Raw genomic sequence first — 26409 nt, forward strand, 5'->3', positions numbered from 1 at the left:
AGCATAGGCTATGCGTATGCCACAGGGGTTTGTCGGAGCCCATGCGGAGCAAGTCTTAAGCAAATCTAAAGGACTGCAATTAAAGAGGACTTAAGATAAATCAAACCACCGGGGCCTGTGGTTACCCCCAGCGGCAGCCCGTGGTTGTGCCGCATGGCGCGCGTCCACGCGGGTTCAGAGTACCATCTGGGTCTGTGTGACCACCGCCACCAGCCTGCCCTCCTCGGTCCCGACCCGGGTCTGCCACACCTGGGTGCGGCGACCGCGATGCACCGGCTCGGCTACCGCGCGCGACGACGCCGGCCTTGGCGGCGCCGATGAAATTGGTCTTGCTCTCGATCGTGGGGGTGCCTCGCGCGCCTTCCGGCAGATTGAGCACGGTGGCCGCCGGCCCCTATCGGCCAAAGCCATCACCGCACCGCCTTGGAACACCGTGCAGCTTTGAGAATCGTCGTCCGGCAACTACAGTCGCGGCCCTGCAACCTTGGAGAGCCACGTGCCCAACAATCGCAATGTTTTGTTCCTGATCATCGGCGCGCTGGTCGTCGTGCTCGGCGTCGTCGGCTACAATCTCTATCAGGAGAAGAAGGAACCGCAGGGGCTGCAGATCAACGTCGGTCCCGACGGCTTGAAAATCGAGAACAAATGATGACGAGCAAAGCCACGCGCCGGATTCACCTGCTGCTTGCCGCGGTCGGCGGCATGGCGGCTTCGATGCAAACCGCGTCCGCGATCGAGCAGGTTCCGCGCGAGCAGGACATCATCGAATTGCGGCTCGGACAGCGCATCCAGGTCGACGACGGATCGTGTCCGACCGGGCAGATCAAGGAAATCTTGGGAGCGACGCTGACGGCATCGGGCGTGACCCGGACCCGCAGCTGCGTACCGCGCTTCGGCACCAAGAAGAAGTAACAACTGCGAAGGTACGCCGCCCGTGGCGACCTCATACCGCCAACGTCGGCGCCTTCGCTGCAGACGCCAGCGCCTCGCCGATCCGGCCGGTCGCTTGCCGTGGTGATTGCGAGCGCCTCGCCGGCGCAGATATCCACACCACGGAAGACTACGCAGTTCCGTTCGCGGCAGCATTCTGTAACACTAACACCATTCACGTCGCGCCATCGTGACGCCATTGTGGTATGTTTGTTTATTGCGACGCAGCTGTCTGCGGAGGCTATTTCATGACCAGGCGATCAACCGCCAGATCCGACGCCTCGGACGATCACAACATCAGCGGCGAAGCGGATTACCGTATCGCGAAAAGCCTGACCCTGATCAGCGGTATTGTGCGGCTCCAGGCCTTCAAGGGAGAGCTCGGCGATCCCCGGCTCGCGCTTTCCGAAATCGCCAACCGCATCGACGCGGTGGCGCGGCTGCACAGCCTGCTGGCGCAGTCGATGACCGGCACGGTCCAGCTCCGCAAGTATCTCGAACAGGTCTGCGAAAGCTCGGTGCGCGCGCTGTGTTACTTCCCGACAACGTTCGCGGTCAGTTGTTCGCCGGAACACATCGTGCCGTTCCGGCTGGCGCTGCCGCTCGGACTGATCACTGCCGAGCTGTTGTCCAATTCGGCGAAGTACTCGCATCCGGGCGGGCTTCCGCTGCGGATCAGGATTCGCTGTCGCCGCGACGCCAGCGACGCCCTCACCTATCTGTACCAGGACGACGGCGTGGGCTTCCCCGATAACTTCGACGTCGGGCGCGACGGCCATGTCGGCATGCGGCTGATCAAGTCGCTGAGCGAGCGCTCGCGCGCCGCGCATCACTGGTCGAGCGGCCCCAGCGGACTCAGCTTCGAGATGGTGGCGCCGATGGCGGGCTAGCCGTCACGCGACATCGACCAGCGCCGACGTCATTCCGAGCCGAGGACGGCGCGCAGCGCCGGCCGAACAGCGAAGTAATCCAGGGGATTCACGTGCAGTCCTGGACTGCTTCGTCGCAAGAGCTCCTCGAAATGACGAACTTGATCGTCGGGGTCGTTGTGACGGTTATGAATCGGAACCTCACGGCAGCGGTTCGAACATGCATTGCAGCGCCGGCTTGGCGATTTGGGTGAAGGTCTGGTCGATCTGCGATTGTTTCTCCGCCGGCACCCAGTCGGCCTCGATGGTCGGCACGCCGGTTTCGCCGATGCCGCGCAACAGCGCGGCGCGCAGATCGGGGTCCTGCACCGACGCGACGGCGTGATCGTGTAGGCAACCGCATACCGCCTGCGGATGCGCCCAGCGCCCCGCCATGTGCGAGGTGCACAGCCGGATGAACTCGCCCCGCCGATCGACGGATTTCGGCATCCAGATCGGCGCCAGCGCCGGCCCGGCGAGCGGGCGTTGCGACGGTACTTGTGCGACGGCGGTGCCCGCGGTCCCGAGACTCGCGATCAGCAACGCCAGCAACGCACACACCCGAACCATCATCAGACTTCGACCATTGCCTGCGGATCGGCGGATCGCCGCCACCATCCAACCATGCGGCGCCCTGCCCGGCACGCCGCGCGACGGCGCCATCGCCACCGTCGTTGGGGTTTTGCTAACCAAGCAATGTTTCAGGATGTCTGCGTCACGCCGGTAAAATGGTTTCGTCACGCATTTGAATTGTTTCGTCGCTACAAATGCGACGAAACACACCGTGCGTTGTCGGGTCGGATGGACTATCCTGTAAGTGGCAATCGCCCGGGATGGAACTTTTCCGTCGCTCGCAGGTTGCCCAATAATCTCCAAGGAAAGGATGACGACCGTGAACAGAAGCACGCGCCCCGGCGACGCTTCATTGAGCGCTGGATCATCACAAATGGCCGCACGGCTGACGAGCCGCCGCAGCCTCGCGCAGGACCGGATGATGCGCGGCGACACGCCTGGCGAAATGGCGCTGCAGTCCAACACCAATTATTATTCCACCTACTGCGCGCCGCAGGGCTTCGTCCAGCTGGTCGGCTATCGCGACCCCAGCGGAAAACTGCGCGCCGGACAATCCGCCGATCGGCGCGGAGTGCGGTAACGGCGCCGCCTCGGCTGCCTCAGGTCGGGACAGCTTCGGCTCGGCAACGTCGCGAATGGATCATCATGATGGGCTGGCCGATCTCGGCCGGCCCATCATGTTTTCGTGGTCACTTCTGAGCTGCAGTTTCTGACTGCACTTTCCGAGCCGCGGTTACTTGAAGAAGTCGGCGCACTTCTGAACGGTTTGGTCGCCGGCGCCCCACGGCATCACCGGCACCGAGGAGGTTGAATTCTTCGGCGAGCCTTCGATGATACGGTCGGAATACACCATGTAGACGAGCACGTTGCGCTTGGTGTCGCAGCCCCGCACGATCTGCATCTTCTTGAAGAACAGCGAGCGCTTCTTCTGGAACATGTCGTCGCCCTGCTCCATCTTGTCCTTGAAGCGGATCGGACCGATCTGCCGGCAGGCCAAGGAGATGTCCGACACTTCTTCGGCGAGGCCCAGCCATCCCTTGAAACCGCCGCGCTCCGGCACGGTGAAATGGCAGGCGACGCCTTCGATCTCCGGATCGTCGAGCGCGTAGGTGGCGAGCTTGTCGTTGGGGCTCAGCCATTTGAAGACGGTCGAGCGCCGGAAGATCAGATCCGGCTCTTCCGCGGCGCTGGCCACCGATCCCGACAGCATCGCGAATGCGAGCGCGGCCAGCGTCCAGGTCTTCAAATGAGAAATGCGAGGGGCTCGAACAGTCATGGATGTCTCCGTCAGCAAAGGTTCCCCCTATGTAGGCTAACCCGGCGATGCTGATAAGATGCCGCGCACCGGCTTTAACCAGTTGTGAGGCATTTCTGTTACTGTTGGGATGGATTTTAGGATGATGCCGGGTGCGGCGACGATGTGCGCGCAAGGCCTTGCGAGAATCTTGTAAGTTTCGGGCGTGACGGCGGTATTCGAGGGTAACACGTGGACCGGCAGCAGACATTTCATCGAACCGGCCCGCATCGCGCGACTGCCCCGCTCAACCCTTCGCTTCGATCCCGCTCGTGGTGGCGCGTTGGCGCCTTGGTGACCGCTGGATTGCTGGTCGGCGGCAGCGCCGAGGCCACCGCGCTGTTCTGGCCGGACAGCGATTCCGCCGATTACATCTATAGCGAACCCGCGCCGCCGCCGCCGCCGAAGCGGCGGCTGAAGCCGCTTCGCCCTGCCGAATTCAAACGCGAGAAGCCCGAGACCGAGACCCGAAAGCCGCAGGGTCCGCTGGTGATCGCGATCTCGATCGACCGCCAGCAGCTCAAGCTGTACGACGCCAACGGCCTGTTCGCCGAAAGCCCGGTGTCGACCGGGATGCGCGGTCACGCGACGCCGATGGGCGTGTTCAGCGTGATCCAGAAAAACAAATGGCACCGCTCCAATATCTATAGCGGCGCGCCGATGCCCTACATGCAGCGCGTCACCTGGTCCGGCATCGCGATGCATGCCGGCGCGCTGCCGGGCTATCCGGCGTCGCACGGCTGCATCCGCATGCCGACAAACTTCGCCACCAAGATGTGGGGCTGGACCCGGATGGGCGCACGGGTGGTGATCGCCCCCGGCGATCTCGCGCCGGAGCGCTTCGCCCATCCGCTGCTGATCGCGCAGAAGCCCGTTCCGGCGCCCGCGGCGGCGTTGCCGGCGCCGGTCACGGTCGGGAAATCCGACAAGGATGCCTCGGTTGCGGCCCCGGTTGCGACGCCGGCGCTGTCGATGGCGGAACTGCGCAGCACGCTGGCCAGCGACAAGCCGGCGGTGACGTCGCCGTCGGTGGTGTCGCCGCCAGTGGTTTCGCCGCCGCTCGGTCAGCGCCGCACCGCCGATGCCAGCCGCGTGCTGGCGTCGCCCGCCGCGAGCGATGCGGCGCCGCAGCCTGCCGTCGCGCCGGCGGCGGAAAAATCCGCCGACAAACCGATCGAGACCACCGAGTCGGTGGCGGCGCCCGCCGCCGCGCCCGACGTGTCGAAAGCCGATGCCGCCAAGGATCTGCCGAAGGATCAGGGCCGCGCGACCGACGCCGGCGCCGCCAAGCCCGACCAGGCGCAGCCGGCGAAGCGCAGCGGTCCGATCGCGGTGTTCGTCAGCCGCAAGGACGGCAAGCTCTATGTGCGGCAGAACTTCGCGCCGCTGTTCGACGCGCCGATCGAAATCGCCGCCGGTGATCGCCCGCTCGGCACTCACATCTTCACCGCGCGGCTCGACAAGGGCGACGCCAACGCGATCACCTGGTCGGTGGTGTCGCTGCCGAGCGTGTCTCGGCGCGCCGACACCGTCGCCGACGACGGCGCCGCGCGACGCCGCAAGAGCGTCGGCGCGATCGAGGTGAAGTCCGTGCCGTTGCCGAACAGTGCCGCCGAGGCGCTGGACCGGCTTAAAATCCCGCCGGACACGCTGGCGCGGATCGCCGAATCGCTGTCGACCGGCAGCTCGATCATCGTCTCCGATCAGGGCGTCGCCTCCGGCGAAACCGGCGAAGGCACCGATTTCATCGTGCCGCTGCGCTAACAGCGTCGCGGGCCGCTTGGCGCTCGCGGCCACCCTCGGATCATTCCCGGTCTGCCTCGGATCAGCGAAGGCGGCGCATAAAACCATTGCTGTTTCGGCGCGGCTGCCTCTAGGCTGGTGAATCAGGCGGGATGACACTCCGGCCCGTGAGCCGGAGCACGCCAGCGAAGGGAAACGCGATGCGCATTGCGACAGGATTGCTGGTTGCCGGTGCAGTGTCGGTCGGCGTGGCGGTGACAGCCTTCGCGCAGAGCACGCCGCGTTCTTCGAAAGCCCCGCAAATCCTCGCCGCCGCCCCGCAGGCCGCGCCGGCCGCGGCCGCGCCCACCCCCGCCGCTGCAGCCCCGCTGCCGCCTCCCGCACCTGCCAAAGCGGCCTGCGCCAATCCCGACGCGCTCGGCGTCGGCCGCGTGGTCGAGATCGACACCACCGGCGGTCCTGGATTCGGCTTCGAGCACTTCAAGCAGCTGGATTTCCTGCGCGACAAGGAAGTGGTGCTGACCTTCGACGACGGCCCGTGGCCGGTCAACACGCCGTCGGTGCTGAAGACGCTGGCGGACGAATGCACCAAGGCGATCTTCTTTCCGATCGGCAAGCACGCCACCTATCATCCGGAAATCCTCAAGGCGGTGGCCGCCGCCGGCCACAGCATCGGGTCGCACACCTGGTCGCACGCCAACCTCAACAACAAGAAGCTCACCGAACAGCAGCAGAAGGACGAAATCGAAAAGGGCTTTTCCGCGGTGAAGTGGGCGCTCGGCGCCGCGCCCTCGCCGTTCTTCCGCTTCCCGGCGCTGCAGCACCCGCCGGCGATGGTGACCTATCTCGGCACCCGCAACATCGCGATGTTCTCCTGCGATCTCGACTCCTTCGACTTCAAGGCCGGCAAGCCGGAGAAGATCGTCGAGACGGTGATGAGCAAGGTCGATCGGCTCGGCAAGGGCATCATCCTGATGCACGACTTTCAGAAGCATACCGCCGAGGCGCTGCCGACGTTGTTGCGGCGCTTGAAGGCCGGCGGCTACAAGGTGGTGCAGATGAAGGCCAAGGCGCCGGTCGCGACGCTCGCCGAATATGACGACGCGCTCGCCAAGGAAACCAAGCTGCCGACGGTGAGTTCGCGCCCGCTCAACAGCGTGGTGCAGACGATTTCCGAATAGATCAGCAGTGGAAACGGCGTCGTGTTGAGTTGGTGATCACGCTGCAATCTGAGCTTCGCATCGAAGGCTACGTCATCGTCTCGGCCGACGGCATGCTGGCGGACGCTCGTCACGTGATGCCCGAGACCCTGAAATTCCCCGGCGACCAGCGCTTCTTCGGCGAGGCGCTCGACCGCGCCGATCTGATCGTGCACGGCCGCAACTCGTTCGAGGATCAGCCGAACTCGCCGCAACGCCGCCGCATCGTGGTGACCCGCAAGGTCGCGGCTGTCGCGCCGGATCCGTCCAATCCGAATGCGACGTTGTGGAATCCGGCCGGCGCCGCGTTCGACCAGGCCTGCGCGGGGGCCGGCGTCGCGGATGGCACTGCGGCGATCATCGGCGGGCCCGAAGTGTTCGCGCTGTTCTTCGATCGCTTCGATACGTTCTGGCTGTCGCAAGCGCCACAGGTGCGGCTGCCTGGCGGTGAGCCGTGCTTTCCCGGCGTGCCCGCGCAGTCCCCGGAGCAAATTCTCGCCGCGCACGGGTTGCGGGCGTGCGAGGTCGAACTGCTCGACCCGGCCGCCGCGGTCAGCGTTACCGCCTGGCGCCGCGGCTCGACCTCCGAGGTCTGACCAAAGCAGCGAGCAAAATCAGCAGCTTTCGTCATTGCGAGCCGAGGCCGGAGCGCAGCGCCGGCTGCAGAGCGAAGCAATCCAGGGGCTATCCGAGTGGGCTGGATTGCTTCGTCGCAAGAGCTCCCCGCAATGACGCGTTGAACGCCTGATCCCGTCGATCGCTTGCCGAGTGTGACGGTAACTAAGTCCTCCTCAGCAGCGATCGTGCCGCCGCGCTTGCTACGCGATATCGCATCCTTCGCCGCCGGCTTGAACGATCGGGGCGGTACGCGCGACTACCAAAAACACAACCTTAAGTAATATGACTTGCGCGCAGCTCGCCCGCGCGCAATGATCCATTATACAACCAATGATTGAACAGAGGGAGGCGAACCATGCGTGCCGGCTTCGCTATGCCGATTGTTGCGACGTTGCTGACGTCCGGCCTGCCCGCGTGGGCGGCGGACCCTGCCCCGATCTTCGTCGACCAGGGACCGAAATGGACCGCGGTGTTGCGGGCCGACTATTACATCCGCGATCAGGGCTCGCGGATGATCCCGCTGGCCTGGCTGCGCAATTTCAAGCAGCCCAATGGCCAGCCGTTTCTGGCCGACAGCCTCGCCCGCTACGGCTATCTGCCGAATCCGGCCGACAGCAACGGGCTTCCGGTCGGCTTCACCGCGACCGGCACCGCCGGCGTGCAGATCGCCGGCATGACCTGTTCGGCCTGCCACACAAGGCAGATCACCGCCGAGGGCAAGACCTATCGGATCGACGGCGGCCCGGCGATCGTCGACTTCCAGGCCTTCCTCACCGATCTCGACGCCGCAGCCTCCCAGGTTCGCGCCAGCGACGCCGCTTTCCTTCCGTTCGCCGCCGCGGTGCTGCGCTCGGCGACGCCGGATCCGGACGACGTCGCCACGCTGCGGCAGGATTTCGAACTCTGGTACGTGCGCTACCACACGCTGATCACCCGCGCGCTGCCCGCCGCGAGCTGGGGACCGTCGCGGCTCGACGCCGTCGGCATGATCTTCAACCGCCTCACCGGGCTCGATCTCGGGCCGCCGCCGAGCTACCTGATCGCCGACAACATCAAGCGCGCCGACGCGCCGGTGCGCTATCCGTTCCTGTGGAACGCGCCGATCCAGTCGAAGACGCAGTGGCCGGGCTTCGCCGACAACGGCAGCGACATCCTGGCGCTGTCGCGCAATCTCGGCGAAGTGTTCGGCGTGTTCGGGGTGTTCCAGCCGACCAAAGACGGCCTGGTGGTGGATTTCCTGCACAACAATTCGGCGAACTTCGACGGCTTGAATCAGCTCGAGGATCTGGTGAAGCAGATCGGGCCGCCGAAATGGCCATGGCTGGTCGACAACGAGCTCGCCGCGCGCGGCAAGGCGATCTATGCCCGCGCGCAGGCCGACGGCGGCTGCATCGAATGCCACGGCATCAAGGCCGGGCCGGTGCGCTTCCCCAATCAGCAGACCTGGGCGACGCCGATCGACAATGTCGGCACCGACACCCGCGAATACGACGTGCTGGCGTGGACCGCCAAGACCGGCGTGCTGCAGGGCGTGTTCATTCCATTCGTCACCGAGCCGCTGAAGGAGACCGATCTGGCGTTCAACGTGCTCGCCACCTCGGTGATCGGCTCGATCGCCGAGCAGGCGCTGCTGGGCGCCGCCGCCGCACCGCGCGCGTCGGCTTTGGTGGCAAGCGTTGCGGAGACGCCATCGCGCACCGCCAACGCGCCCCGCGCGGCGCTGAAGCGGTTGCCGCCGGCGCTGCGCGACCTGCAGGGCGCGTTCCGCCCGGCGACCCCGGCGGCGCCCTCGCAGCAACTCGAGGGCCTCCGCGTCCAGGGCGCGGCGGTCCCGGCGCCGACGCAGCCCGCCGCGGCGCCGCCGTCGCGTGGCTCCTACGAATCCCGGGTGATGCAAGGGATCTGGGCCGCGGCGCCCTATCTGCACAACGGCTCGGTGCCGACGCTGGCGGAGCTGTTGAAGCCGGCGGCCAAGCGCATCAAGCAGTTCAAGATCGGCCCGGCCTACGACACCGTCAATGTCGGGCTGGCGGTGGAGCAAGGCCAGTTCGACTACACGCTGACCACCACCGACTGCGCCAACCTGAATTCCGGCAACAGCAATTGCGGCCACGAATTCGGCACCCAACTGCCCGACGCGGACAAGAAGGCGCTGCTGGAGTATCTGAAGATCCTGTGAGGCGTCGCAGCCGATCAGCGGCGCCTGACGGTGTCAGGCGTCGCTGTAGGTCGGCTCGGCCACCACGGCGCGCGGGCCGCGGCCGATCCCGGCGATGATCAACAAGGCGCCGATCAGCGACAGGTTCTTCAGGGCGTGGATCATGTTGTTGGTGGCTTCCGGCCCGCTCTGATTCCAGAAATCGTGCTGGGTGTAGGTCGCCACGATCACGAACACGATCAGCAGCAGCGCGAAATAGCGCGCGGCGAAGTTGAAGGCGATCATCACCCCGCACAGCAGTTCGGTGACGCCGGCGGCGATCGCCAGCATCTTCGGCATGGTCATTCCGGCCATGGTTTCCAGATCGGCGGTGTAAGGCGTCAGCAGCGCGGGTATCGCGATCTTCGACACCACCTCGGTGGTCGCCGCGATATCGAGCAGCTTGGCTGCTCCGGAAAAGATGAACAACACCGCAAACAGAAAGCGGCCGAAACTGATGAACGCGGGCATGGTCGACCTCACTGAAGGAGCAGATGCGGTTGGCGATGGCGCGCGGAGTATGCGGGCTTGGTCGGCGGTTTTCAAACGATGATATGGTGTCGACGACGCGACCAAAGGCGTGCGCGCGGTGAATGCGGCGTTTGACGCCGCGCCGTGTTGTCCTTCATTTCCCGATCGTCTTGCTGATCTCGAGCTTGACCTTGCTGGGCAGCGGCACGAATTGCATCGACCGCGCCGTGCCGTCGCCATGCGCGAAGGCCCATTTGAAGAATTTCAGCGCCGCCGCCGAACTGGCGGCCTTGGCGGGGCTCTTCGGCACCAGGACAAAGGTCGCGGTGACGATCGGCCAGGCTTGCTCGCCCGGCATGTCGGTCAGATCGACGGCGAAGTTCGGCACCGACCAGTCGCCATGCTCGGCGGCGGCCGCGAAGGTCTCGCCGTTCGGCGCCACGAAGCGGCCGGCCTTGTTCTGCAGCTGCACGGTCGCGAGCTGGTTGGCGAGCACATAAGAGAGCTCGGCATAGCCGATCCCGCCGGGCGTCATCGGCACCGTCGAGGCCGCGCCATAGCTGCCCTTGACGCCGGCGCCGACCGGCCAATTCAGCGTCATGCCGATCCCCATCCTGTCGCGCCAGGCCTCGCTGGTCTTCGACAGGTATCGGGAGATCGCGTAGGTGCCGCCCGATCCGCCGGCATGATAGAGCAGCGAAATCGAAAGCTTGGGCAAGGCGAGACCAGGATTGAGCGCCACGATCCGTTCGTCATCCCACGACGCAATGCGCCCCATGAAGATGTCGGCAAGCACCGGCGCGGTGAGCCGGAGTTGGCCGGGTGCCACACCGGGAATGTTGACCACAACCGCATAGCCGCCGGCGACGGTGGGAAACTGCAGGATGTCCCCCTCCTTCAGCTTGGCGTCGTCCATCGGCACGTCCGAGGCGCCGAAGTCGGTCAGGCCTTTCAGGACCTGGAGCTGCCCGACGGAGGATCCCGACGGCTGATAGTTGATCGCAAGCCCCGTCGTCGACTTCTGTTGTTCTGCCCATTTGAGGTAGATCGGCGCGGCGAAGGCCGAGCCGGTGCCCATCACCGAGGTCTCGGCATGACCGGCGCTGAGGCCGGCCGCGGTGAGGCTAAGCGCCATCATGGCAATGCGAAGTGCGCGCATGTCTGTTGTCCTTTGAACTGCCGATGAAGGGTTATTCGACGCCGTTCAGCACGAAGTCGAAGATGTCGTAGTTGCGCAGCACGCCGGTTGCCGCGCGTTCGCGGTAGGCTCGCGTCAGCGGGCGCGACAGCAGGAACGGCACCCGCTGCTCGCCCAGCCCGCCATGCGAGCGCAGGCTGTGGCTGCCGAGCGCCGACAGGTCGTGATCTTCACGCCGCGCGCCAACCACCGTGCCGCGATCGCTGAACACCGCGAAGTCGCCCTCGCGATCCGGCGGCAATTGGTAGCGTTCGCACACCGTGGCGCGATCGAGCACCAGCTCCACGCCGGGCAGCGACCGCGCATAGGCCATCATCGCCTTGATGTCGCAGGGCTTCAGCAGATGGACGCGGACGAAGCCGCCGAGCGCGCCATGATGCCGAACGAATGGATCGGCGATCGGACAGATCACCCGCGCGGTACCGGCGCCGAATTTTTCGTTGAGCGCGTCCTCCAGATAGATAACGTTCGGCCGGCCATCCGCGTCCGACTTGTCGGCCATGCCGTGATCGGCGGTCAGCGCGACGGTGGCGCCGAGCTCGATCAGGCGCGCCATGCAGCTGTCGACCGCTGCGTGGAAGGCATTCGATTCCGCCTCGCCGGGCTTGTATTTGTGCTGCACATAGTCCGAGGTCGACAGATAGATCAGTTGCGGCTTCGCCGTTTCCAGCAGCTTGATGCCGGCGTCGAGCGCAAACAGCGAGAGGTCGGCGGAATATTGATCCGGCTTGGCGCGGCCCACCATCTCCTCACCGCTCTTGAAACCGAGCGCGGTGAGATCGGCGGCGTTCGGGTGTTCGGACGAGAAGGCGATGCCGTCCATCTCGTAGGCCAGCACCTTCAAGAGCTTGTCCTTGGCGGTGACCACCGCGGTCTTAACGCCCGCCTTGCTCATCGCACCCAGAATGGTGCCGCAGCGCAGCCGCCTGGCGTCGGTCACCATGATCTCTTCGCCGGTCTCGGCATCGAGATAGTAGTTGCCGTTGATGCCGTGGATGGCGGGCGACACGCCGGTGACGATCGAGGTGTTGTTGGTGTTGGTGGTGGTCGGCACCGTGGCCAGCGCGGTGCCGATATAGCCGCCCGACTTGAACCCGGCGATCGTCGGCAGCACGCCATCGGCAAGTCCGCGCTCCAGATAGTCGGGGTCGAACCCGTCGAGGCAAATCACCACCACAGGCCGTTGCGGCGCGGCATAGCGGCGTCCGTTGACCTCGATCGGAGTCTGCGAGCGGTCGGATGGAGAAAGCGTCGTCATGGTGTCGTCCCGGTGCTGAAGGCCGCCCGTCGTGTCGGCCGATGGCCCCTGGTAGGCTGTTGAGATGTGAGAATCGATCGAATAAAACACACTGATGTGTGAGAAAAAGTCGTAACAAAAGCGACGCTGATGGGCGCTGCCGTCACACGGAGGTCATGGTGAAAGAACGGGAATTGCCGCTGATCGCGCTTCGGGCGTTTGCGGTCGCGGCGCGCAGCGACAGCCTGAGTGCGGCGGCCGAAGAACTCGGCGTCACCCACGGCGCCGTCAGCAAGCAGGTGCGCTTATTGGAGGACTGGCTGGGCCAGCAGGTGTTCACCCGCGAGGGGCGCGGCGTCGCGCTGACGCCCTACGGCCGCGTGCTGGCCGAACAACTGAGCCAGTCGTTCCGTGATATCGAGGCCGCCTGCCACTACGTCCGCCGCCGGCGCAGCAAGGCGGTGCTGGCGGTCGAGGCGCCGTCGACCTTCGCGATGTATTTCCTGATGCCGCGGCTCAAACGCTTCGAGCAAGCCAATCCGGATCTGGCGGTGTGGATTTCGACGCGCATGACCGGACAAACCCCGGATGTGTCCTCACATGATCTCTTGATCACCCGCGGCAGCAGCGAACGGATCGGCGGACATTCCAAAGCATCGACGGCGTTGTTCGAAGAAACCCTGACGCCGGTCTGCAGCCTGGACCTGATCCAGAACAGCCCAATCACCACGCCGGCGGATCTGCTCGCGTTTCCATTGATCACCTCGGCGACGCGGCCGGGACATTGGGAGGCGTGGCTGCAGAAAGCCGGTCTGCGCGACCATGTGTTCGAAGGCGGCCACCGCTTCGACCACATGTTCGTCGCGATGCATGCGGTGCGTGAGGGCTTCGGCTCGGTGGTGGCGCCGAAGGAATTCTTCCCGGGTCAGCCGGAATGGCGACTGACCTGTCCTTTTCCGGACCTCGTCGTGAAGGGTGAGAAGTATTTCGCTCACCCGACGTCGCGGGCGGATTCCCGCTATCTTCGCCGCTTCATCGATTGGCTCAAGGACGAGATCAAGACAGCCGCGTGAGCTGCGGGCGCAGCGCTACGCAAACAGCGTCGGCTGCTGGCGTCCGGCGCGTTCCTGGGCTTCGACGGCGGCGACCGCGGTCATGTTGAGAATGCCGCGCGCGGTCACCGATGGCGTGAGAATATGCGCCGGCCGCGCCGGGCCGATCAGGATCGGCCCCACCGGCAGCGCATCCGCCAGCACCTTGATCATCTGATAAGCGACGTTGGCGGTGTCGAGGTTCGGCATGATCAGCACATTGGCCTGACCTTCCAGCCGCGAATGCGGCAGGATGAATTTCCGCGCCGCTTCCGACAGCGCGGTGTCGCCGTGCATTTCGCCGTCCGCTTCGATCTCCGGATGGTTCTCCGCCAGGATCGCGGTGGCGCGGCGCATCTTGCGCGACGATTCGGTGTCGTAGCTGCCGAAATCAGAATGCGATACGAAGGCGATCCGCGGCTTCATGTTGAAGCGCTGCACGTGGATCGCGGCCAGCGCTGCGATCTCGGCGAGTTCTTCGGCGCTGGGGTTCGGCCGCACCTGGGTGTCGGCGATGAAGATCGCGCCCTTCGAGGTGATCATCAGCGACAGCGCCGCGAAATCGGTGATGCCGGGCAGCGAGCCGATGATCTCGCGGACGTGGCGCAGATGGCTCATGTAGCGGCCGTCGACGCCGCAGATCATGGCGTCGGCCTCGCCGCGCGCTACCGCCAGCGCCGCGATCACCGTGGCGTTGGTGCGCACCATGGTGCGCGCGGTCTCCGGGTTGACGCCGTAGCGGCCGGCGACGTCGATGTAGGATTGCACGTAGGAGCGATAGCGCGGATCGTCCTCCGGGTTGATCAGGTCGAAATCCTCGCCGGCCCGGATCGACAGGCCGTAGCGCTTGATCCGTGCGGCGACCACCGCCGGACGGCCGACCAGGATCGGCCGCGCCAGCTTTTCTTCGAGGATGGTCTGGGTGGCGTGCAGCACGCGCTCGTCTTCGCCTTCGGCGTAGATCACCCGCACCGGCTGCGCCTTGGCCTTGGTGAACAGCGGCTTCATCACCAGACCGGAGCGGAACGCGAAGCGCTCGAGCTGCGCGCTGTACTCGTCGAAATCGGCGATCGGCCTTGTGGCGACGCCGGAGTCCATCGCCGCCTTGGCCACCGCCGGCGCGATCCGCAGGATCAGCCGCGGATCGAACGGGCTCGGAATCAGCGAACCCGGGCCGAAGCCCAATTCCTCGTCGCGGTCAAAGCCGATCGTCACCGCTTCTTGCGGCGGATCGCGCGCCAGCCGCGCGATCGCATCGACCGCGGCGTGCTTCATCTCTTCGTTGATCGCGGTGGCGCCGACATCGAGCGCGCCGCGGAAGATGTAAGGAAAGCATAGGACGTTGTTGACCTGGTTCGGAAAGTCGGAGCGTCCGGTGCAGATCAGCGCGTCGGGGCGGATCTTGCGCACCTCGTCCGGCATGATCTCCGGCGTCGGGTTGGCGAGCGCCATCACCAGCGGCCGCTCGGCCATCAGCGCCACCATCTCGGGCGTCAGCACTTTCGGGCCGGACAGCCCGAGGAAGATATCGGCGCCGCCGATCACTTCGGCCAGCACCCGCTTGTCGGTGGGCTGCGCGTAGATCGCCTTCCAGCGGTCCATCAGCTTTTCGCGGCCCTCATAGACCAAGCCTTCGAGGTCGCAGACCCAGATATTCTTGCGCTGCGCGCCGAGCGACACCAACAGGTTGAGGCAGGCCAGCGCGGCGGCGCCGGCGCCGGCGGCGACGATCTTGACCTCGTCGAGCTTCTTGCCGGTGAGCTGCAGCGCGTTCTTCACCGCGGCGCCGACGATGATCGCGGTGCCGTGCTGATCGTCGTGAAACACCGGGATCTTCATCCGGTCCTTGAGCTGGGCTTCGATCTCGAAGCACTCCGGACCCTTGATGTCTTCCAGGTTGATGCCGCCGAAGGTCGGCTCCAGCGCCGCCACCGTCTCCACCACCCGCTCCACGGTGTCGGCGGCGATCTCGATGTCGAACACGTCGATGTCGGCGAATTTCTTGAACAGAACCGCCTTGCCTTCCATCACCGGCTTCGACGCCAAGGGGCCGATATTGCCGAGCCCCAGCACCGCGGTGCCGTTGGTCACCACCGCGACGAGATTGCCGCGGATGGTCAACGAGGCGGCCTGCGTCGGGTCGGCCGCGATGGCGTTGCAGGCGGCGGCGACTCCGGGGGTATAGGCCAGCGCCAGGTCGAGCTGGTTGGCGAGAGGCTTGATCGCCTGGATCTCGAGCTTCCCGGGGCGAGGCAGGCGATGATACGCCAGCGCAGCCGCCTGCAGCTCTTCGGAATTGGTGACCATGCGTTCCCCTAACTCTCGCAGCTCGTTCTAATTTTCGATTTTACTTCTTAGTAGCAAGCCACGTAACGAAAGCAGCAATTAGGGCAGACATAACTGTCGCCGCGGCGGTAATTAGCGCGGAGTTTCTTTCAACCCAGGTCTTTTGGGGCGAAGCAGTTGGCTTCGACGTGAGGGCAGACTCTGGCAGTTGAATTACATAAACCGGGGCATAGGGTCCATCAGGCCGCAAGTATTCCACGTCCGAGACGATAGCGCTGCGGCGGGGCAATTTGTCAGGCGATGACGGCGCGGCCTTCTTCCTCGGCTCATCGTTTGTGTATGACTTCGCAGCATTGTGAATCTGAAGCAACTGGGTCGCAAGCTTTTCCTCTAGCAGTGCTTCCATCTCGGAGACATCAATCGCGCCTCCCACGAAAGCTCTGTCAGCACTTTCCAGCGCGCGATAGTACGGCCCCTTATTTTCAGAAATCTGCTCAGGTATGGTTCTAGAACCCGGAATGCGATAGCCGAGACCTTGACAAAGGAGCATGTAAGAAACGATCCGTGCCGTGCGCCCATTACCATCAGCAAATGGATGGATCCAATTCAGACGCCACAAGGCATAGGCGGCGAGATGGATGGCACTCCTGTCCCTATTTGAATTGATGTACTCGCAAAAGTCCTCCACGAAGATCGGAACCTGCGTGGGATCTGGGGGCACATGAGCCGATCCTCCAATCTTTATCGGGGTGGATCGAAATGTTCCGGCAAACTTGTTAATTCCCTCGAGTACCACCCGATTCAGAATCAGGAGATGACTAATCCTCAGCCGACTTTCCGTTTTCGAAGAAAGCCAACCATCCAGAATCTCCATTCCGATGTCGAATTGACGAAGAGCGTTCCGGGACTCAGCCAGGGCAAGTTCAATGGGATCCGTAATTAGAACCGGCTCACCAGCCTCACTGTGTCGCCGCCCCTCGTCGCCCATATTCAGACCTGAGCGTCCGAACGTTGATCAACGATTTGCTTACGGCCTTGAGACATTTCGTCCGCAGCTCGTGCAATCGCTTCCTTGGTAATGTTCTCGTTTTCGATCAGCGCACTTCCATAGGCAAAGCTTCTTCGTTGATCTTCTTGCTCTTGCGGCGTCATTACGATCTTGCGTGCGAGTTCGGTCAGCTTCTCCAAATCCGTCGGCATCGGTTCTCCCCCTTGTTGGTTATCACCATCTCCCGGAAAGCTCATGTAAGGGTTAACAGTCCCTTTGTCATGGTCAGTTTTCCGGCAGATTGAGCCGGATGTGTAGCTCGCGCAACTGCTTGGGCGTGACGTCGGACGGCGCGCCCATCAACAGGTCTTCGGCCCGCTGGTTCATCGGAAACAGCGAGATTTCGCGCAGATTGTTGGTACCGCATAGCAGCATGACGATGCGGTCGACGCCGGCTGCCATGCCGCCATGCGGCGGCGCGCCGAATTGGAATGCACGGTACATGCCACCGAAACGGTCGACCACTTCCTGCTCGCCATAGCCGGCGATCTCGAACGCCTTCACCATCGCCTCGGGGCGATGGTTGCGGATGCCGCCCGAGGCGATCTCAAAGCCGTTGCAGGTGATGTCGTACTGGAACGCCTTGATGGTCAGCGGATCCTGAGTGAGCAGCGCGTCCATGCCGCCCTGCGGCATCGAGAACGGGTTGTGCGAGAAGTCGACCTTCTTGTCGTCCTCGTTGTATTCGTACATCGGGAAATCGACGATCCAGGCGAGCTCGAAGCGCTCCTTGTCGACCAGGTTCAACTCCTCGCCGAGTCTTGTGCGCGCCAAGCCGGCAAACCGCACGAACTTCGACGGATCGCCGGCGACGAAGAACGCGGCATCGCCGGCCTTGAGGCCGAGCTGCTCGCGGATCGCGGCGGTGCGCTCTGGACCAATGTTGTTGGCGAGCGGCCCGGCGCCCTCGCCGCCCTCGCGCCACATGATGTAGCCGAGCCCCGGCTGGCCCTCGCCCTGCGCCCAGGAATTCATCCGGTCGCAGAATGCGCGGGAGCCGCCGCCCGGTCCCGGGATCGCCCAGACCTGGTTGCGCTCTTCCTCGAGCATCCGCGCGAACACCTTGAAGCCGGAGCCGCGGAAATGCTCAGAGACGTTTTGCATCTCGATCGGGTTGCGCAGGTCGGGCTTGTCGGTGCCGTACTTTTTCAGGCTGTCCGCATAGGCAATCCGCGGCCAAGATTTGGTCACAGGTTTGCCTTTGGCAAAATCTTCGAACACGCCGGTGATCACCGGCTCCATCGCGGCGAACACGTCGTCCTGGGTGATGAAGCTCATCTCGACGTCGAGCTGGTAGAATTCGCCGGGCAGCCGGTCGGCGCGCGGGTCCTCGTCGCGGAAGCACGGCGCGATCTGGAAATAGCGGTCGAAGCCCGACATCATCAACAGCTGCTTGTACTGCTGCGGCGCCTGCGGCAGCGCGTAGAATTTGCCGGGATGAATCCGGCTCGGCACCAGGAAGTCGCGCGCGCCTTCCGGCGACGACGCCGTCAGGATCGGCGTCTGGAATTCGAAGAAGCCCTGCTCCTTCATCCGCTTGCGCATCGAATCGACGATCGCGCCGCGGGTCATGATGTTCTGGTGCAGCTTCTCGCGACGCAGGTCGAGGAAGCGGTACTTAAGCCTGATATCCTCAGGATATTCCTGCTCGCCGAACACCGGCAGCGGGAGTTCGCCAGCGGGCCCCAGCACTTCGATTTCGGTGATGAAAATCTCGACCTGGCCGGTCGGCAGATCGTCATTGTTGGTGCCTTCGGGACGGCGACGGACCTTGCCGTCGATCCGCACCACCCATTCGGCGCGCAGCTTCTCGGCATCCTTGAACGCCGGCGAATCCGGATCGGCGACGCATTGCGTCAGCCCGTAGTGGTCGCGCAGGTCGATGAACAAGAGACCGCCATGGTCGCGGATGCGGTGGCACCAGCCGGAGACGCGGACGGTCTGGTCGATGTGGCTTTCGCGGAGCGCGCCGCAGGTGTGGGATCGATAACGGTGCATGGAAATCCTGGAAAGCCGTCAGAGGGCAGAATCAATCGGCTCCGCAGCGGCTGCGGAACGGGTCAGGGTTTAGCCGAGCCGATCCGGCCGGGCAACCGATGCGGCGCAGCGGTCAGGCGTGCAATGGCAGGGATCGCCGGCCATTGCAACAAGATGGGAACCAGTTGCAGCTGCAGGGCTTGGATGCAAGGTTTGACAGCGAGGCGATGGTTGCCTGCGCTTCGATCGATCCCCATCTGGGTGTGTGATGACCGTGCATTTTCCGTTCGACAACAGCTACGCCGCCCTGCCCGCGGACTTCTTCACCCGGGTCGCCCCGACGCCGGTGACCCGGCCGCGGCTGATCAAGCTGAACCGGCCGCTGGCGCTGGAGCTCGGGCTCGACCCCGACCGGCTCGACAGCCCGGAGGGCGCCGACATCCTCGCCGGCCAGCGCATCCCCGAGGGCGCCGACCCGATCGCGATGGCCTATGCCGGGCACCAGTTCGGCCAGTTCGTGCCGCAGCTCGGCGACGGCCGTGCCATCCTGCTCGGCGAGGTGATCGACAAGAACGGCGTACGCCGCGACATCCAGCTCAAAGGCTCGGGGCCCACGCCCTATTCGCGCCGCGGCGACGGCCGCGCTGCCTTGGGGCCGGTGCTCCGCGAATACATCGTCAGCGAGGCGATGGCGGCGCTCGGCATCCCGACCACCCGCTCGCTCGCAGCCGTCATCACCGGCGAAACCGTGGCGCGCGAGACCCTGCTGCCCGGCGCGGTGCTGACCCGCGTCGCCACCAGTCATATCCGGGTTGGCACCTTCCAATTCTTCGCCGCGCGGCGCAACCAGGACGCGGTCAAGGCCCTCGCCGACCACGTCATCGCCCGGCATTATCCCAATGCGGCCAATACGAAGCAGCCATATCTTGCATTGCTGCAAGAGGTGATCCGGCGCCAAGCCGAGCTGGTCGCGCGCTGGCTGTTGGTCGGCTTCATCCACGGCGTGATGAACACCGACAATTGCTCGGTGGCCGGCGAGACCATCGATTACGGCCCCTGCGCCTTCATGGACGGCTACGATCCCGCCAAGGTATTCAGCTCGATCGACCAGACCGGCCGCTATGCCTATGGCAACCAGCCGCGGATCGCGCTGTGGAATTTGACCCGGCTGGCGGAGTGCCTGGTGCCGCTGATTTCCGACGATCAGGACGCCGCGATCGCCGACGCCGAGGCCGCGCTCGGCGAGTTCTCGGAGCGGTTCGGGAAGGCTTACGATGCCGGCCTGCGCGCCAAGCTCGGGCTGTTCACCGCGCAGCCCGGCGACCGCGAGATGATCGGCGACCTGCTCGGCGCGATGACCGAGCAGCAGGCGGATTTCACCCTGACCTTCCGTGGACTCAGCGACTTAGCCGGCAATGCTGAGACAGATTCTGTGCGCGGTCTGTTTGCCGATCCGACCGCGTTCGACCTCTGGCTGGCGCGCTGGCAGCAGCGCATCGCCGCCGAGCCGCAGGACGCCGCCACCCGAAAGGCGGCCATGCAGGCAGTCAATCCGGCGTTCATTCCACGCAACCACCGCATCCAGGCGGTGATCGAGGCGGCGGTCGAGCGCGACGACTTCGCGCCGTTCGAGGAGTTGCTGGCGGTGCTGGCGCATCCCTTCCAGGACCAGCCCGACTTCGCCCGTTATGCGCTGCCGCCGCAGCCGCATGAGCAGGTGCTGCAGACCTTCTGCGGAACTTGATCGCGGCGGTTTGAGCGTGTCTAGTGGACGGATTCGCCCGCCACATACTCGAAAGCCGCTTGACATATCAGCGCTTTGGGCAGAACGCCGGTCAAGAAGCGTTATGGACAATCCATGGATCTGATCACCACCACCGACCAACTCGCCGCGGTGTGCGCCCGCCTTGCCAAGCACCCGGCGATCACCGTCGATACCGAATTCTTGCGCGAGACCACCTACTATCCGCTGCTCTGCGTGGTGCAGATGGCGAGTGCCGAGGACGCCGTGGTGGTCGACACCCTGGCACCGGGCATCGACCTCAAGCCGTTCTTCGATCTGATGGCGAATGACGACGTGCTGAAGGTGTTTCATGCCGCCCGGCAGGACATCGAAATCGTCTGGCACCGCGCCGGCATCGTGCCGCACCCGATCTTCGACACCCAGGTCGCCGCGATGGTGCTGGGCTATGGCGATTCCATCGCCTACGACCAGCTGGTCGAGCGCATCACCGGGCATCGCCCCGACAAGACTCATCGCTTCACCGACTGGGCACGCCGCCCGCTGACCGAAGAGCAGCTGCATTACGCGGTGTCCGACGTCACCCATCTGCGCGACGTGTTTGCCGCGCTCGATGCCGACCTGAAGAAACGCGGCCGCAGCGACTGGGTCAGCGAAGAGATGCGGGTGCTGACCTCGCCAAAGACCTACGACTTCGACCCCAGCAGCGCCTGGGAGCGGCTGAAGACAAGGGTGCGCAAGCCGAAAGAGCTGGCGGTGCTGATGGAAGTCGCGGCCTGGCGCGAGCAGGAGGCACAAAGCCGCGACGTGCCGCGCTCGCGCGTGCTGAAGGACGACACCGTCGGCGACATCGCCACCCATGCGCCGACCAGCCTGGAGCGGCTCGCCGGGCTGCGCTCGCTGCCCAAGGGGTTCGACCGTTCGAAATGGGGCGCCGACATCGTCGCCGCGGTGCAGCGCGGCCTCGCCCGCGATCCCGCCACCCTGCCGAAGATCGAGAAGCCGCGCGGCAACGGCAATGGTGCGGCGATCGTCGAACTGTTGAAAGTGCTGCTGCGGATGACCTCGGAGCGCCACGCGGTCGCCAGCAAGGTGATCGCCACGGTGGACGACCTCGAGCAGATCGCCGCCGACGACCATGCCGACGTCGGCGCGCTGCAAGGCTGGCGCCGCGAATTGTTCGGCGAGGCGGCGCTGGCGCTGAAGCACGGCCGGCTGGCGCTGGCGATCGAAAAGGGCAAAGTGGTGCGGGTGGATCGAGATTGAAAAGTCGCTCATCAGTGACTTGGCATACCGCCACTCGCTAAAGCAACTTCCGAGGGAATTGTCGATTAGGTTGTAGCTATATTTAGCTGCGGCAATGATGCTTCAATCTCAGGAAATGCCGAAAATACAACCCTTGCGATCTCGGCCAATGTCAATCTTGTCCGATGATCTATCGCAAGGGAGTGGTGATCCCCCTTCATAGTCATCGTGTAGGTTCGACGCTCCAGCGAACCGAAGATGAACACTCCACCCGCAGAATGCGCCTTTACAGATCTAAGGGACGAGGTCGCCTCGGCGCGATGCCCAACAGCATGCCTCATCATTTCAAAATCCGGAAATTCTTTACGAAATCGCTTTGTTGCAAGACGCAGCCTCGCGTGTTCGATATTTTGCTTGATAGTTGGTATTTCCCGTGAAGCAGCTCGGATAGCCTCAACCGTCTTTCCGAAATGGAAGACAGTCATGGCAGCGTCGCGTGCAGCCATTTCGTCCCAAATGTTCAATGTCTTCAAATTACGCGCAAGTTCAGTCGGCTCGCCGCTTCCCGGACTGACTATTTTGACTTGGGCTTCTAGCTGCTCCGTATAGTCAAGAAGTGCGACCGCAGCTGCAAAATCATCCACAAGTCGATGAATCTGAATAAGATTGAATATCAGCGCCAAGGCCTCCTCCTGCTCCGCAGCGGGCAGGCTTTCAACAAAGGGCTGCAATCGGCCAACATCGTAGACGCCGGGTGATCCGCTCGGCAGACGTCTCATGGAATATTGGCCTTTTAGCTTGCGGCTATGCGAACCTCGCCACCGCTGAACAAATGTTCCTCACCGCTTTTACCTTCAGCATAATCGATCAACGTGGTGAAGGGGTCAGCGCCGCACGATGTTGCCAGAGCAGCCGACCAGCCGCGCCAGCTGTTTGAAGCGGCTGCCGACGCGGTCGGCCACCAGGTCGACCATGCGATGCTCGAACACCAGCGTCAGCTTGCGGTCCTTCTTGCTGAAATGCGTCGCCGGCAGCACGCCGGGGCGCGCCGCGCTGATCAGATGCGCGACCCGGAACGCCGCCCCGAGCAAGCGTGCGCGCTGGTCCATCGCCGGCGTCACCATGGCGCGCGCCTGCGGCGGCGGTTCGTTCTCTTCGCCGAACCCGGCATAGCGGTAGTACACCGCCAAGGCCAGAAACGCCCGGCCCTGATGGGTGACGTCGCCGAAATTGCCGTTGATGATCAGGTTGAGGGTTTGCTGGCCGCGGTAGTCGGGATGCGCCCGCCAACCGATGTCCGACAACAGGCAGGCGGCGCGGCGCAGCCGACGATCGTCGGCGGTCTCTGACAGCTTGGCGACGCGGACGAACCTGTCGGTCCAGCCGATCAGTTCGTTGGCGTGCAACGCCGAGCGCGACAGCAGCTCGTTCAGGTTGCCGGCGGCGCAGATCAGCCCGTCCTTGGCGCGCTCCGCCGCGGGCAATTGTTCATAGAGCAGGCCCTCGCGCACGCCGAAAGTCGAGAACACGATGGTCGCCGGCTGCGCCACCCGGATCACATATTCCAGAACCAGCGCGGCATAGACCAGCAGCGGACGCCGTGCCTCAGCGACGGAATCGATATTGGCGAGCGTATTGGCCATCGCCAGCCGTCGCAGCCGGCGGGCAAAGCTGAGCGCCTCGGTCGCCGGAATCGAATAACCGTGCATGACGTGGAGCGGGTAGTCGCTTTGCAGGATGTGGATGCGGGCCAGCGCACGCCAGGTGCCGCCGACGGCGTAGAAAGTGCGGCCGCGCCCGGCCTTGAGGGGGCCGACATCGGCCAACGCGGTCTGCACGATGCGCTCGGCGCGCTTCGGCGATTTCTGCGAGGCGTCCTGCAACGCCAGGCTGCCGAGCGGCAGCGTCACCCCGGTGCGGACCCGGCTGCCGCGCACGTCGATCAATTCCAGCGAGCCGCCGCCGAGGTCGCCGACGATGCCGTCCGGCTTGTGCACGCCGGAGATCACCCCCAGCGCCGACAGCTTGGCCTCGCGCGGGCCGGACAGGATTTCGATGTCGACGCCGCAGATCCGCTCGGCATTGGCGATGAATTCAGGCCCGTTGCTGGCGTCGCGGCACGCCGCGGTGGCGATCGCATGGACGCGGCCGACCTTCATCACCTTGATCAAGGCGCGGAACCGCCGCAGCGAGGTCAGCGCCTTGTCGACCGCGTCGGCCGCCAACAGCCCGGTCGACTGCACCTCGCGGCCGAGTCCGCACAGCGTCTTTTCGTTGAACAGCGTGACCAGGCTGCGCGCCATCGATTGATAGACGACCAGCCGGACCGAATTCGATCCGATGTCGATGACGGCCACGCTGGCGTCGGGCTTGCGCCTGCGGCTGATCACCACGTGACAGTCCTAGGACGACTGCTGCCGCTCCGCCTTGCGGGTGAGCCTGCGCGGCGACGATTCCTTGAGCGACTTTCCACGGCCTGACAGACTCGGATTGGTCATGAAGTATTTGTGCACGTTGAAGGGCTCCTCGCCCTTCGCGGCCTTCATACGCGTTGACGACCCATCCGGCAATAACTGCCAGCTCTGCTCGGTATCCTTCAGGTTCGCCACCATGATCTGTTCAAGAACTTGCTGGTGTACCGTGGGATTTTGCAACGGACAGAGCACCTCGACGCGGCGGTCGAGGTTGCGCGGCATCATGTCCGCCGAGGAAATGTACACCGCCGCCTTGGCGGACGGCAGGCCGTGGCCCATGCCGAAGCAATAGATCCGGCCGTGCTCGAGGAAGCGGCCGATGATCGATTTGACCCGGACGTTCTCCGACAGCCCCGGCACGCCGGGCCGCAGGCAGCAGATCCCGCGCACCACCAGTTCGACCGAGACGCCGGCCTTCGAGGCCTCGTACAGCGCGTCGATGATGTCCGGATCGACCAGCGAATTCATCTTCAGCCAGATCGCCGCCGGCTTGCCGTTGCGGGCATACGCGGTTTCGCCGTGAATGTGCGCCAGCATGCATTCGCGTAAGGTCAGCGGCGACACCGCCATCTTTTCGATGTCGCTCGGCTCGGCATAGCCGGTGATGTAGTTGAACACCCGCGCCGCATCACGGCCGATCGCCGGATCGGAGGTGAAGTAGGACAGATCGGTGTAGATCCGCGCGGTGACCGGATGGTAGTTGCCGGTGCCGGTGTGAACGTAAGTGGTCAGGCCGCCGCCCTCGCGGCGCACCACCAGCGACAGCTTGGCGTGGGTCTTCAGTTCGAGGAAGCCGTACACCACCTGCACGCCGGCGCGCTCCAGATCGCGCGCCCAGCGGATATTGGCCTCTTCGTCGAACCGCGCCTTCAGCTCGACCAGCGCGGTCACCGACTTGCCGGCCTCCGCCGCCTCGACCAGCGTGCGCACGATCGGCGAATTGTTCGAGGTGCGGTACAGCGTCTGCTTGATCGCCACCACGTCGGGATCGCGCGCGGCCTGCTGCAGAAACTGCACCACGACGTCGAACGATTCGTAAGGATGATGGACGATCAGATCCTTCTGGCGGATCGCGGCGAAGATATCGCCGCCGTGATCGCGCACCCGCTCGGGATGCCGCGGCACGTAGGGCGTGAACTCGAGATCGGGGCGATCGAGCCGGGTCAGCTGCGACAACTCGTTCATCGCCAGCACGCCGTCGACCAGCAGCACCTCGTCGTCGGTGGTGGAGAGCGCGTGCTGCACGAAGGCGCGCAATTCGTCGGGCATGGTGGCTTCGATCTCGAGCCGAATCACCGAGCCGCGGCGCCGCCGCTTCAGCGCGGTCTCGAACAGCCGCACCAGATCTTCGGCTTCTTCCTCGATTTCCAGTTCGGAATCCCGGATCACCCGGAACGCGCCCTGCCCTTTGACGACGTAGCCGGGAAACAGCCGGCCGATGAACAGCGAGGTCGCCTGCTCCAGCGTCATCACCCGCACCACGCCGTCCTTGCCGGACGACGGCAGCCGGATGAAGCGGTCGATCCGGCCGGGCATGCGGATCAGCGCATTCATCGGCTTGCCGTCTTTCACCCGCGCCAGCTGCAGCGCGATGGTGAAGCCGAGGCTCGGAATGAACGGAAACGGATGCGCCGGGTCGATCGCCAGCGGGGTCAGCAGCGGGAAGATGTTGTGCAGGAAGTGGTCTTCGATCCAGGCCCGCTCCTGTTTGGTGGCGTCGCGGCCGTCGAGCAAGGCGATGCCGACCTCGCCGAGGATGACGCGCAGGTCACGCCAGATCGCCTGCTGGTCGCTGCCCAGCCGCGACACCGCTTCGTTGATCAGCACCAATTGTTCGGCCGGCGACAGCCCGTCCGGGCTGCGTTCGGTGATCCCTTCGCGCACCTGGGCCTTGATGCCGGCGACCCGGACCATGAAGAATTCATCGAGGTTGTTGGCGGAGATCGACAGAAACCGCACCCGCTCCAGCGCCGGATGGCTGGGATTGACGGCCTCTTCCAGCACCCGGCGATTGAAATGCAGCCAGGACAATTCGCGATTGATGAACCGCTCGGGCCCCGTCGCAATCACCGAAGCGGCTTCGGTTTCGCCATTTTTCTCTTCAATAGCAATAGCTTGCGACAAGCTCATCAGGACATCTATCCATGCAGGCGAATGACGGGGGCGTTCAACGATCGGC

Annotated in this window: 23 protein-coding genes and 1 pseudogene; 11 read left to right on the forward strand and 13 right to left on the reverse strand. The window is 64.4% G+C overall.

Annotation, left to right across the window (positions count from 1 at the left end; all coding sequences use genetic code 11):
• Positions 1-174 precede the first annotated feature (174 nt).
• A pseudogene (locus tag HNR60_RS24075) lies at positions 175-426 on the reverse strand (PaaI family thioesterase); the annotation flags it as partial.
• Between the two features lie 70 nt (positions 427-496).
• Here HNR60_RS24075 and HNR60_RS05795 point away from each other — a divergent pair.
• The 3 genes from HNR60_RS05795 to HNR60_RS05805 all read left to right on the forward strand — a co-directional run bounded on the left by HNR60_RS05795 (position 497) and on the right by HNR60_RS05805 (position 1820).
• Positions 497-649, forward strand: a complete 153-nt coding sequence (locus tag HNR60_RS05795; RefSeq protein WP_184255270.1) for a hypothetical protein — start codon at positions 497-499, stop codon at positions 647-649.
• Positions 646-912, forward strand: a complete 267-nt coding sequence (locus HNR60_RS05800; RefSeq protein WP_430694878.1) for a DUF6719 family protein — start codon at positions 646-648, stop codon at positions 910-912. Before HNR60_RS05795 ends, HNR60_RS05800 begins: the two co-directional genes overlap by 4 nt.
• A 266-nt stretch (positions 913-1178) precedes the next feature.
• Positions 1179-1820 (forward strand): sensor histidine kinase, encoded by a 642-nt coding sequence (locus tag HNR60_RS05805; RefSeq protein ID WP_184255272.1) that lies wholly within the window; start codon positions 1179-1181, stop codon positions 1818-1820.
• Positions 1821-2000: 180 nt separating this feature from the next.
• On the opposite strand, the gene HNR60_RS05810 is transcribed toward HNR60_RS05805, so the two are convergent.
• Positions 2001-2411 carry a hypothetical protein gene (locus HNR60_RS05810; RefSeq protein ID WP_184255511.1) on the reverse strand — a complete coding sequence of 137 codons (411 nt, stop codon included), beginning with the start codon at positions 2409-2411 and terminating at the stop codon, positions 2001-2003.
• A 373-nt stretch (positions 2412-2784) separates the two neighbouring features.
• On the opposite strand from HNR60_RS05810, the gene HNR60_RS05815 reads away from it, so the two are divergent.
• Positions 2785-2991, forward strand: a complete 207-nt coding sequence (locus HNR60_RS05815) for a hypothetical protein (RefSeq protein WP_184255274.1) — start codon at positions 2785-2787, stop codon at positions 2989-2991.
• Positions 2992-3144: 153 nt separating this feature from the next.
• Here HNR60_RS05815 and HNR60_RS05820 read toward each other — a convergent pair whose 3' ends face one another.
• Positions 3145-3687 carry a CreA family protein gene (locus tag HNR60_RS05820; RefSeq protein ID WP_184255276.1) on the reverse strand — a complete coding sequence of 181 codons (543 nt, stop codon included), beginning with the start codon at positions 3685-3687 and terminating at the stop codon, positions 3145-3147.
• Positions 3688-3897: 210 nt separating this feature from the next.
• Here HNR60_RS05820 and HNR60_RS05825 point away from each other — a divergent pair, with 210 nt between their 5' ends.
• The 4 genes from HNR60_RS05825 (at position 3898) to HNR60_RS05840 (ending at position 9444) form a co-directional block, all read left to right on the forward strand.
• Positions 3898-5469, forward strand: a complete 1572-nt coding sequence (locus HNR60_RS05825; protein WP_184255279.1) for a L,D-transpeptidase — start codon at positions 3898-3900, stop codon at positions 5467-5469.
• A gap of 179 nt (positions 5470-5648) precedes the next feature.
• Positions 5649-6629: a polysaccharide deacetylase family protein gene (locus HNR60_RS05830; RefSeq protein ID WP_184255281.1), complete on the forward strand. Its 981-nt coding sequence runs from the start codon at positions 5649-5651 to the stop codon at positions 6627-6629.
• Between the two features lie 92 nt (positions 6630-6721).
• Positions 6722-7243, forward strand: a complete 522-nt coding sequence (locus tag HNR60_RS05835) for a dihydrofolate reductase family protein (RefSeq protein WP_184255513.1) — start codon at positions 6722-6724, stop codon at positions 7241-7243.
• A gap of 377 nt (positions 7244-7620) precedes the next feature.
• Positions 7621-9444 carry a di-heme-cytochrome C peroxidase gene (locus HNR60_RS05840; protein ID WP_184255283.1) on the forward strand — a complete coding sequence of 608 codons (1824 nt, stop codon included), beginning with the start codon at positions 7621-7623 and terminating at the stop codon, positions 9442-9444.
• Positions 9445-9477: 33 nt separating this feature from the next.
• On the opposite strand, the gene HNR60_RS05845 is transcribed toward HNR60_RS05840, so the two are convergent.
• The 3 genes from HNR60_RS05845 to phnA all read right to left on the reverse strand — a co-directional run bounded on the left by HNR60_RS05845 (position 9478) and on the right by phnA (position 12389).
• Entirely contained in the window at positions 9478-9933 is a 456-nt protein-coding gene (locus HNR60_RS05845) for a DoxX family protein (RefSeq protein ID WP_184255285.1), read from the reverse strand.
• Between the two features lie 154 nt (positions 9934-10087).
• Complete coding sequence (gene pstS / locus HNR60_RS05850) at positions 10088-11092, reverse strand: phosphate ABC transporter substrate-binding protein PstS (RefSeq protein ID WP_184255286.1); 1005 nt, start codon at positions 11090-11092, stop codon at positions 10088-10090.
• A 31-nt stretch (positions 11093-11123) separates the two neighbouring features.
• Positions 11124-12389, reverse strand: a complete 1266-nt coding sequence (gene phnA / locus HNR60_RS05855) for a phosphonoacetate hydrolase (protein WP_184255288.1) — start codon at positions 12387-12389, stop codon at positions 11124-11126.
• 155 nt (positions 12390-12544) lie between these two features.
• Between phnA and HNR60_RS05860 the strand changes: the two genes are divergently transcribed.
• Entirely contained in the window at positions 12545-13441 is an 897-nt protein-coding gene (locus HNR60_RS05860; protein ID WP_184255290.1) for a LysR substrate-binding domain-containing protein, read from the forward strand.
• A 15-nt stretch (positions 13442-13456) separates the two neighbouring features.
• Here HNR60_RS05860 and HNR60_RS05865 read toward each other — a convergent pair whose 3' ends face one another.
• The 4 genes from HNR60_RS05865 to aspS form a co-directional block, all read right to left on the reverse strand.
• Entirely contained in the window at positions 13457-15766 is a 2310-nt protein-coding gene (locus tag HNR60_RS05865) for an NADP-dependent malic enzyme (RefSeq protein ID WP_184255292.1), read from the reverse strand.
• 40 nt (positions 15767-15806) lie between these two features.
• Positions 15807-16619 (reverse strand): Fic family protein, encoded by an 813-nt coding sequence (locus HNR60_RS05870; protein ID WP_246432825.1) that lies wholly within the window; start codon positions 16617-16619, stop codon positions 15807-15809.
• Positions 16620-16735: 116 nt separating this feature from the next.
• Entirely contained in the window at positions 16736-16945 is a 210-nt protein-coding gene (locus HNR60_RS05875) for a hypothetical protein (protein WP_184255296.1), read from the reverse strand.
• A gap of 73 nt (positions 16946-17018) precedes the next feature.
• The gene (gene aspS, locus HNR60_RS05880; protein WP_184255298.1) at positions 17019-18791 is read right to left on the reverse strand and encodes an aspartate--tRNA ligase; all 1773 of its coding nucleotides are present in this window, start codon (positions 18789-18791) and stop codon (positions 17019-17021) included.
• Between the two features lie 247 nt (positions 18792-19038).
• On the opposite strand from aspS, the gene HNR60_RS05885 reads away from it, so the two are divergent.
• Positions 19039-20514, forward strand: a complete 1476-nt coding sequence (locus tag HNR60_RS05885; RefSeq protein ID WP_184255300.1) for a protein adenylyltransferase SelO — start codon at positions 19039-19041, stop codon at positions 20512-20514.
• Positions 20515-20628: 114 nt separating this feature from the next.
• Entirely contained in the window at positions 20629-21777 is a 1149-nt protein-coding gene (gene rnd, locus HNR60_RS05890) for a ribonuclease D (RefSeq protein WP_184255302.1), read from the forward strand.
• 65 nt (positions 21778-21842) lie between these two features.
• On the opposite strand, the gene HNR60_RS05895 is transcribed toward rnd, so the two are convergent.
• From HNR60_RS05895 to HNR60_RS05905, 3 genes are all read right to left on the reverse strand, one after another.
• On the reverse strand, positions 21843-22535 hold the full coding sequence (locus HNR60_RS05895; RefSeq protein WP_184255304.1) for a hypothetical protein: 693 nt from the start codon (positions 22533-22535) through the stop codon (positions 21843-21845).
• 105 nt (positions 22536-22640) lie between these two features.
• A complete protein-coding gene (ppx, locus tag HNR60_RS05900) occupies positions 22641-24143 on the reverse strand; it encodes an exopolyphosphatase (protein ID WP_430694884.1) in 1503 nt (500 codons plus the stop codon).
• 15 nt (positions 24144-24158) lie between these two features.
• On the reverse strand, positions 24159-26360 hold the full coding sequence (locus HNR60_RS05905; RefSeq protein WP_184255309.1) for an RNA degradosome polyphosphate kinase: 2202 nt from the start codon (positions 26358-26360) through the stop codon (positions 24159-24161).
• Between the last annotated feature and the right edge of the window lie 49 nt (positions 26361-26409).

The sequence above is a fragment of the Rhodopseudomonas rhenobacensis genome, assembly GCF_014203125.1.
Lineage (GTDB): Bacteria > Pseudomonadota > Alphaproteobacteria > Rhizobiales > Xanthobacteraceae > Rhodopseudomonas_A > Rhodopseudomonas_A rhenobacensis.

What these genes read in the sequence shown, in the direction of transcription:
- HNR60_RS05895 (WP_184255304.1), bottom strand. Translation starts at nt 22,535, where the DNA reads ATGAGACGTCTGCCGAGCGGATCACCCGGCGTCTACGATGTTGGCCGA.
- HNR60_RS05865 (WP_184255292.1), bottom strand. Translation starts at nt 15,766, where the DNA reads ATGGTCACCAATTCCGAAGAGCTGCAGGCGGCTGCGCTGGCGTATCAT.
- HNR60_RS05840 (WP_184255283.1), top strand. Translation starts at nt 7,621, where the DNA reads ATGCGTGCCGGCTTCGCTATGCCGATTGTTGCGACGTTGCTGACGTCC.
- rnd (WP_184255302.1), top strand. Translation starts at nt 20,629, where the DNA reads ATGGATCTGATCACCACCACCGACCAACTCGCCGCGGTGTGCGCCCGC.
- HNR60_RS05835 (WP_184255513.1), top strand. Translation starts at nt 6,722, where the DNA reads ATGCTGGCGGACGCTCGTCACGTGATGCCCGAGACCCTGAAATTCCCC.
- HNR60_RS05870 (WP_246432825.1), bottom strand. Translation starts at nt 16,619, where the DNA reads ATGGAGATTCTGGATGGTTGGCTTTCTTCGAAAACGGAAAGTCGGCTG.
- HNR60_RS05905 (WP_184255309.1), bottom strand. Translation starts at nt 26,360, where the DNA reads ATGAGCTTGTCGCAAGCTATTGCTATTGAAGAGAAAAATGGCGAAACC.
- HNR60_RS05800 (WP_430694878.1), top strand. Translation starts at nt 646, where the DNA reads ATGATGACGAGCAAAGCCACGCGCCGGATTCACCTGCTGCTTGCCGCG.
- HNR60_RS05830 (WP_184255281.1), top strand. Translation starts at nt 5,649, where the DNA reads ATGCGCATTGCGACAGGATTGCTGGTTGCCGGTGCAGTGTCGGTCGGC.
- HNR60_RS05875 (WP_184255296.1), bottom strand. Translation starts at nt 16,945, where the DNA reads ATGCCGACGGATTTGGAGAAGCTGACCGAACTCGCACGCAAGATCGTA.
- pstS (WP_184255286.1), bottom strand. Translation starts at nt 11,092, where the DNA reads ATGCGCGCACTTCGCATTGCCATGATGGCGCTTAGCCTCACCGCGGCC.
- phnA (WP_184255288.1), bottom strand. Translation starts at nt 12,389, where the DNA reads ATGACGACGCTTTCTCCATCCGACCGCTCGCAGACTCCGATCGAGGTC.
- HNR60_RS05810 (WP_184255511.1), bottom strand. Translation starts at nt 2,411, where the DNA reads ATGATGGTTCGGGTGTGTGCGTTGCTGGCGTTGCTGATCGCGAGTCTC.
- HNR60_RS05845 (WP_184255285.1), bottom strand. Translation starts at nt 9,933, where the DNA reads ATGCCCGCGTTCATCAGTTTCGGCCGCTTTCTGTTTGCGGTGTTGTTC.
- HNR60_RS05815 (WP_184255274.1), top strand. Translation starts at nt 2,785, where the DNA reads ATGGCCGCACGGCTGACGAGCCGCCGCAGCCTCGCGCAGGACCGGATG.
- HNR60_RS05860 (WP_184255290.1), top strand. Translation starts at nt 12,545, where the DNA reads ATGGTGAAAGAACGGGAATTGCCGCTGATCGCGCTTCGGGCGTTTGCG.
- HNR60_RS05805 (WP_184255272.1), top strand. Translation starts at nt 1,179, where the DNA reads ATGACCAGGCGATCAACCGCCAGATCCGACGCCTCGGACGATCACAAC.
- HNR60_RS05820 (WP_184255276.1), bottom strand. Translation starts at nt 3,687, where the DNA reads ATGACTGTTCGAGCCCCTCGCATTTCTCATTTGAAGACCTGGACGCTG.
- aspS (WP_184255298.1), bottom strand. Translation starts at nt 18,791, where the DNA reads ATGCACCGTTATCGATCCCACACCTGCGGCGCGCTCCGCGAAAGCCAC.
- HNR60_RS05885 (WP_184255300.1), top strand. Translation starts at nt 19,039, where the DNA reads ATGACCGTGCATTTTCCGTTCGACAACAGCTACGCCGCCCTGCCCGCG.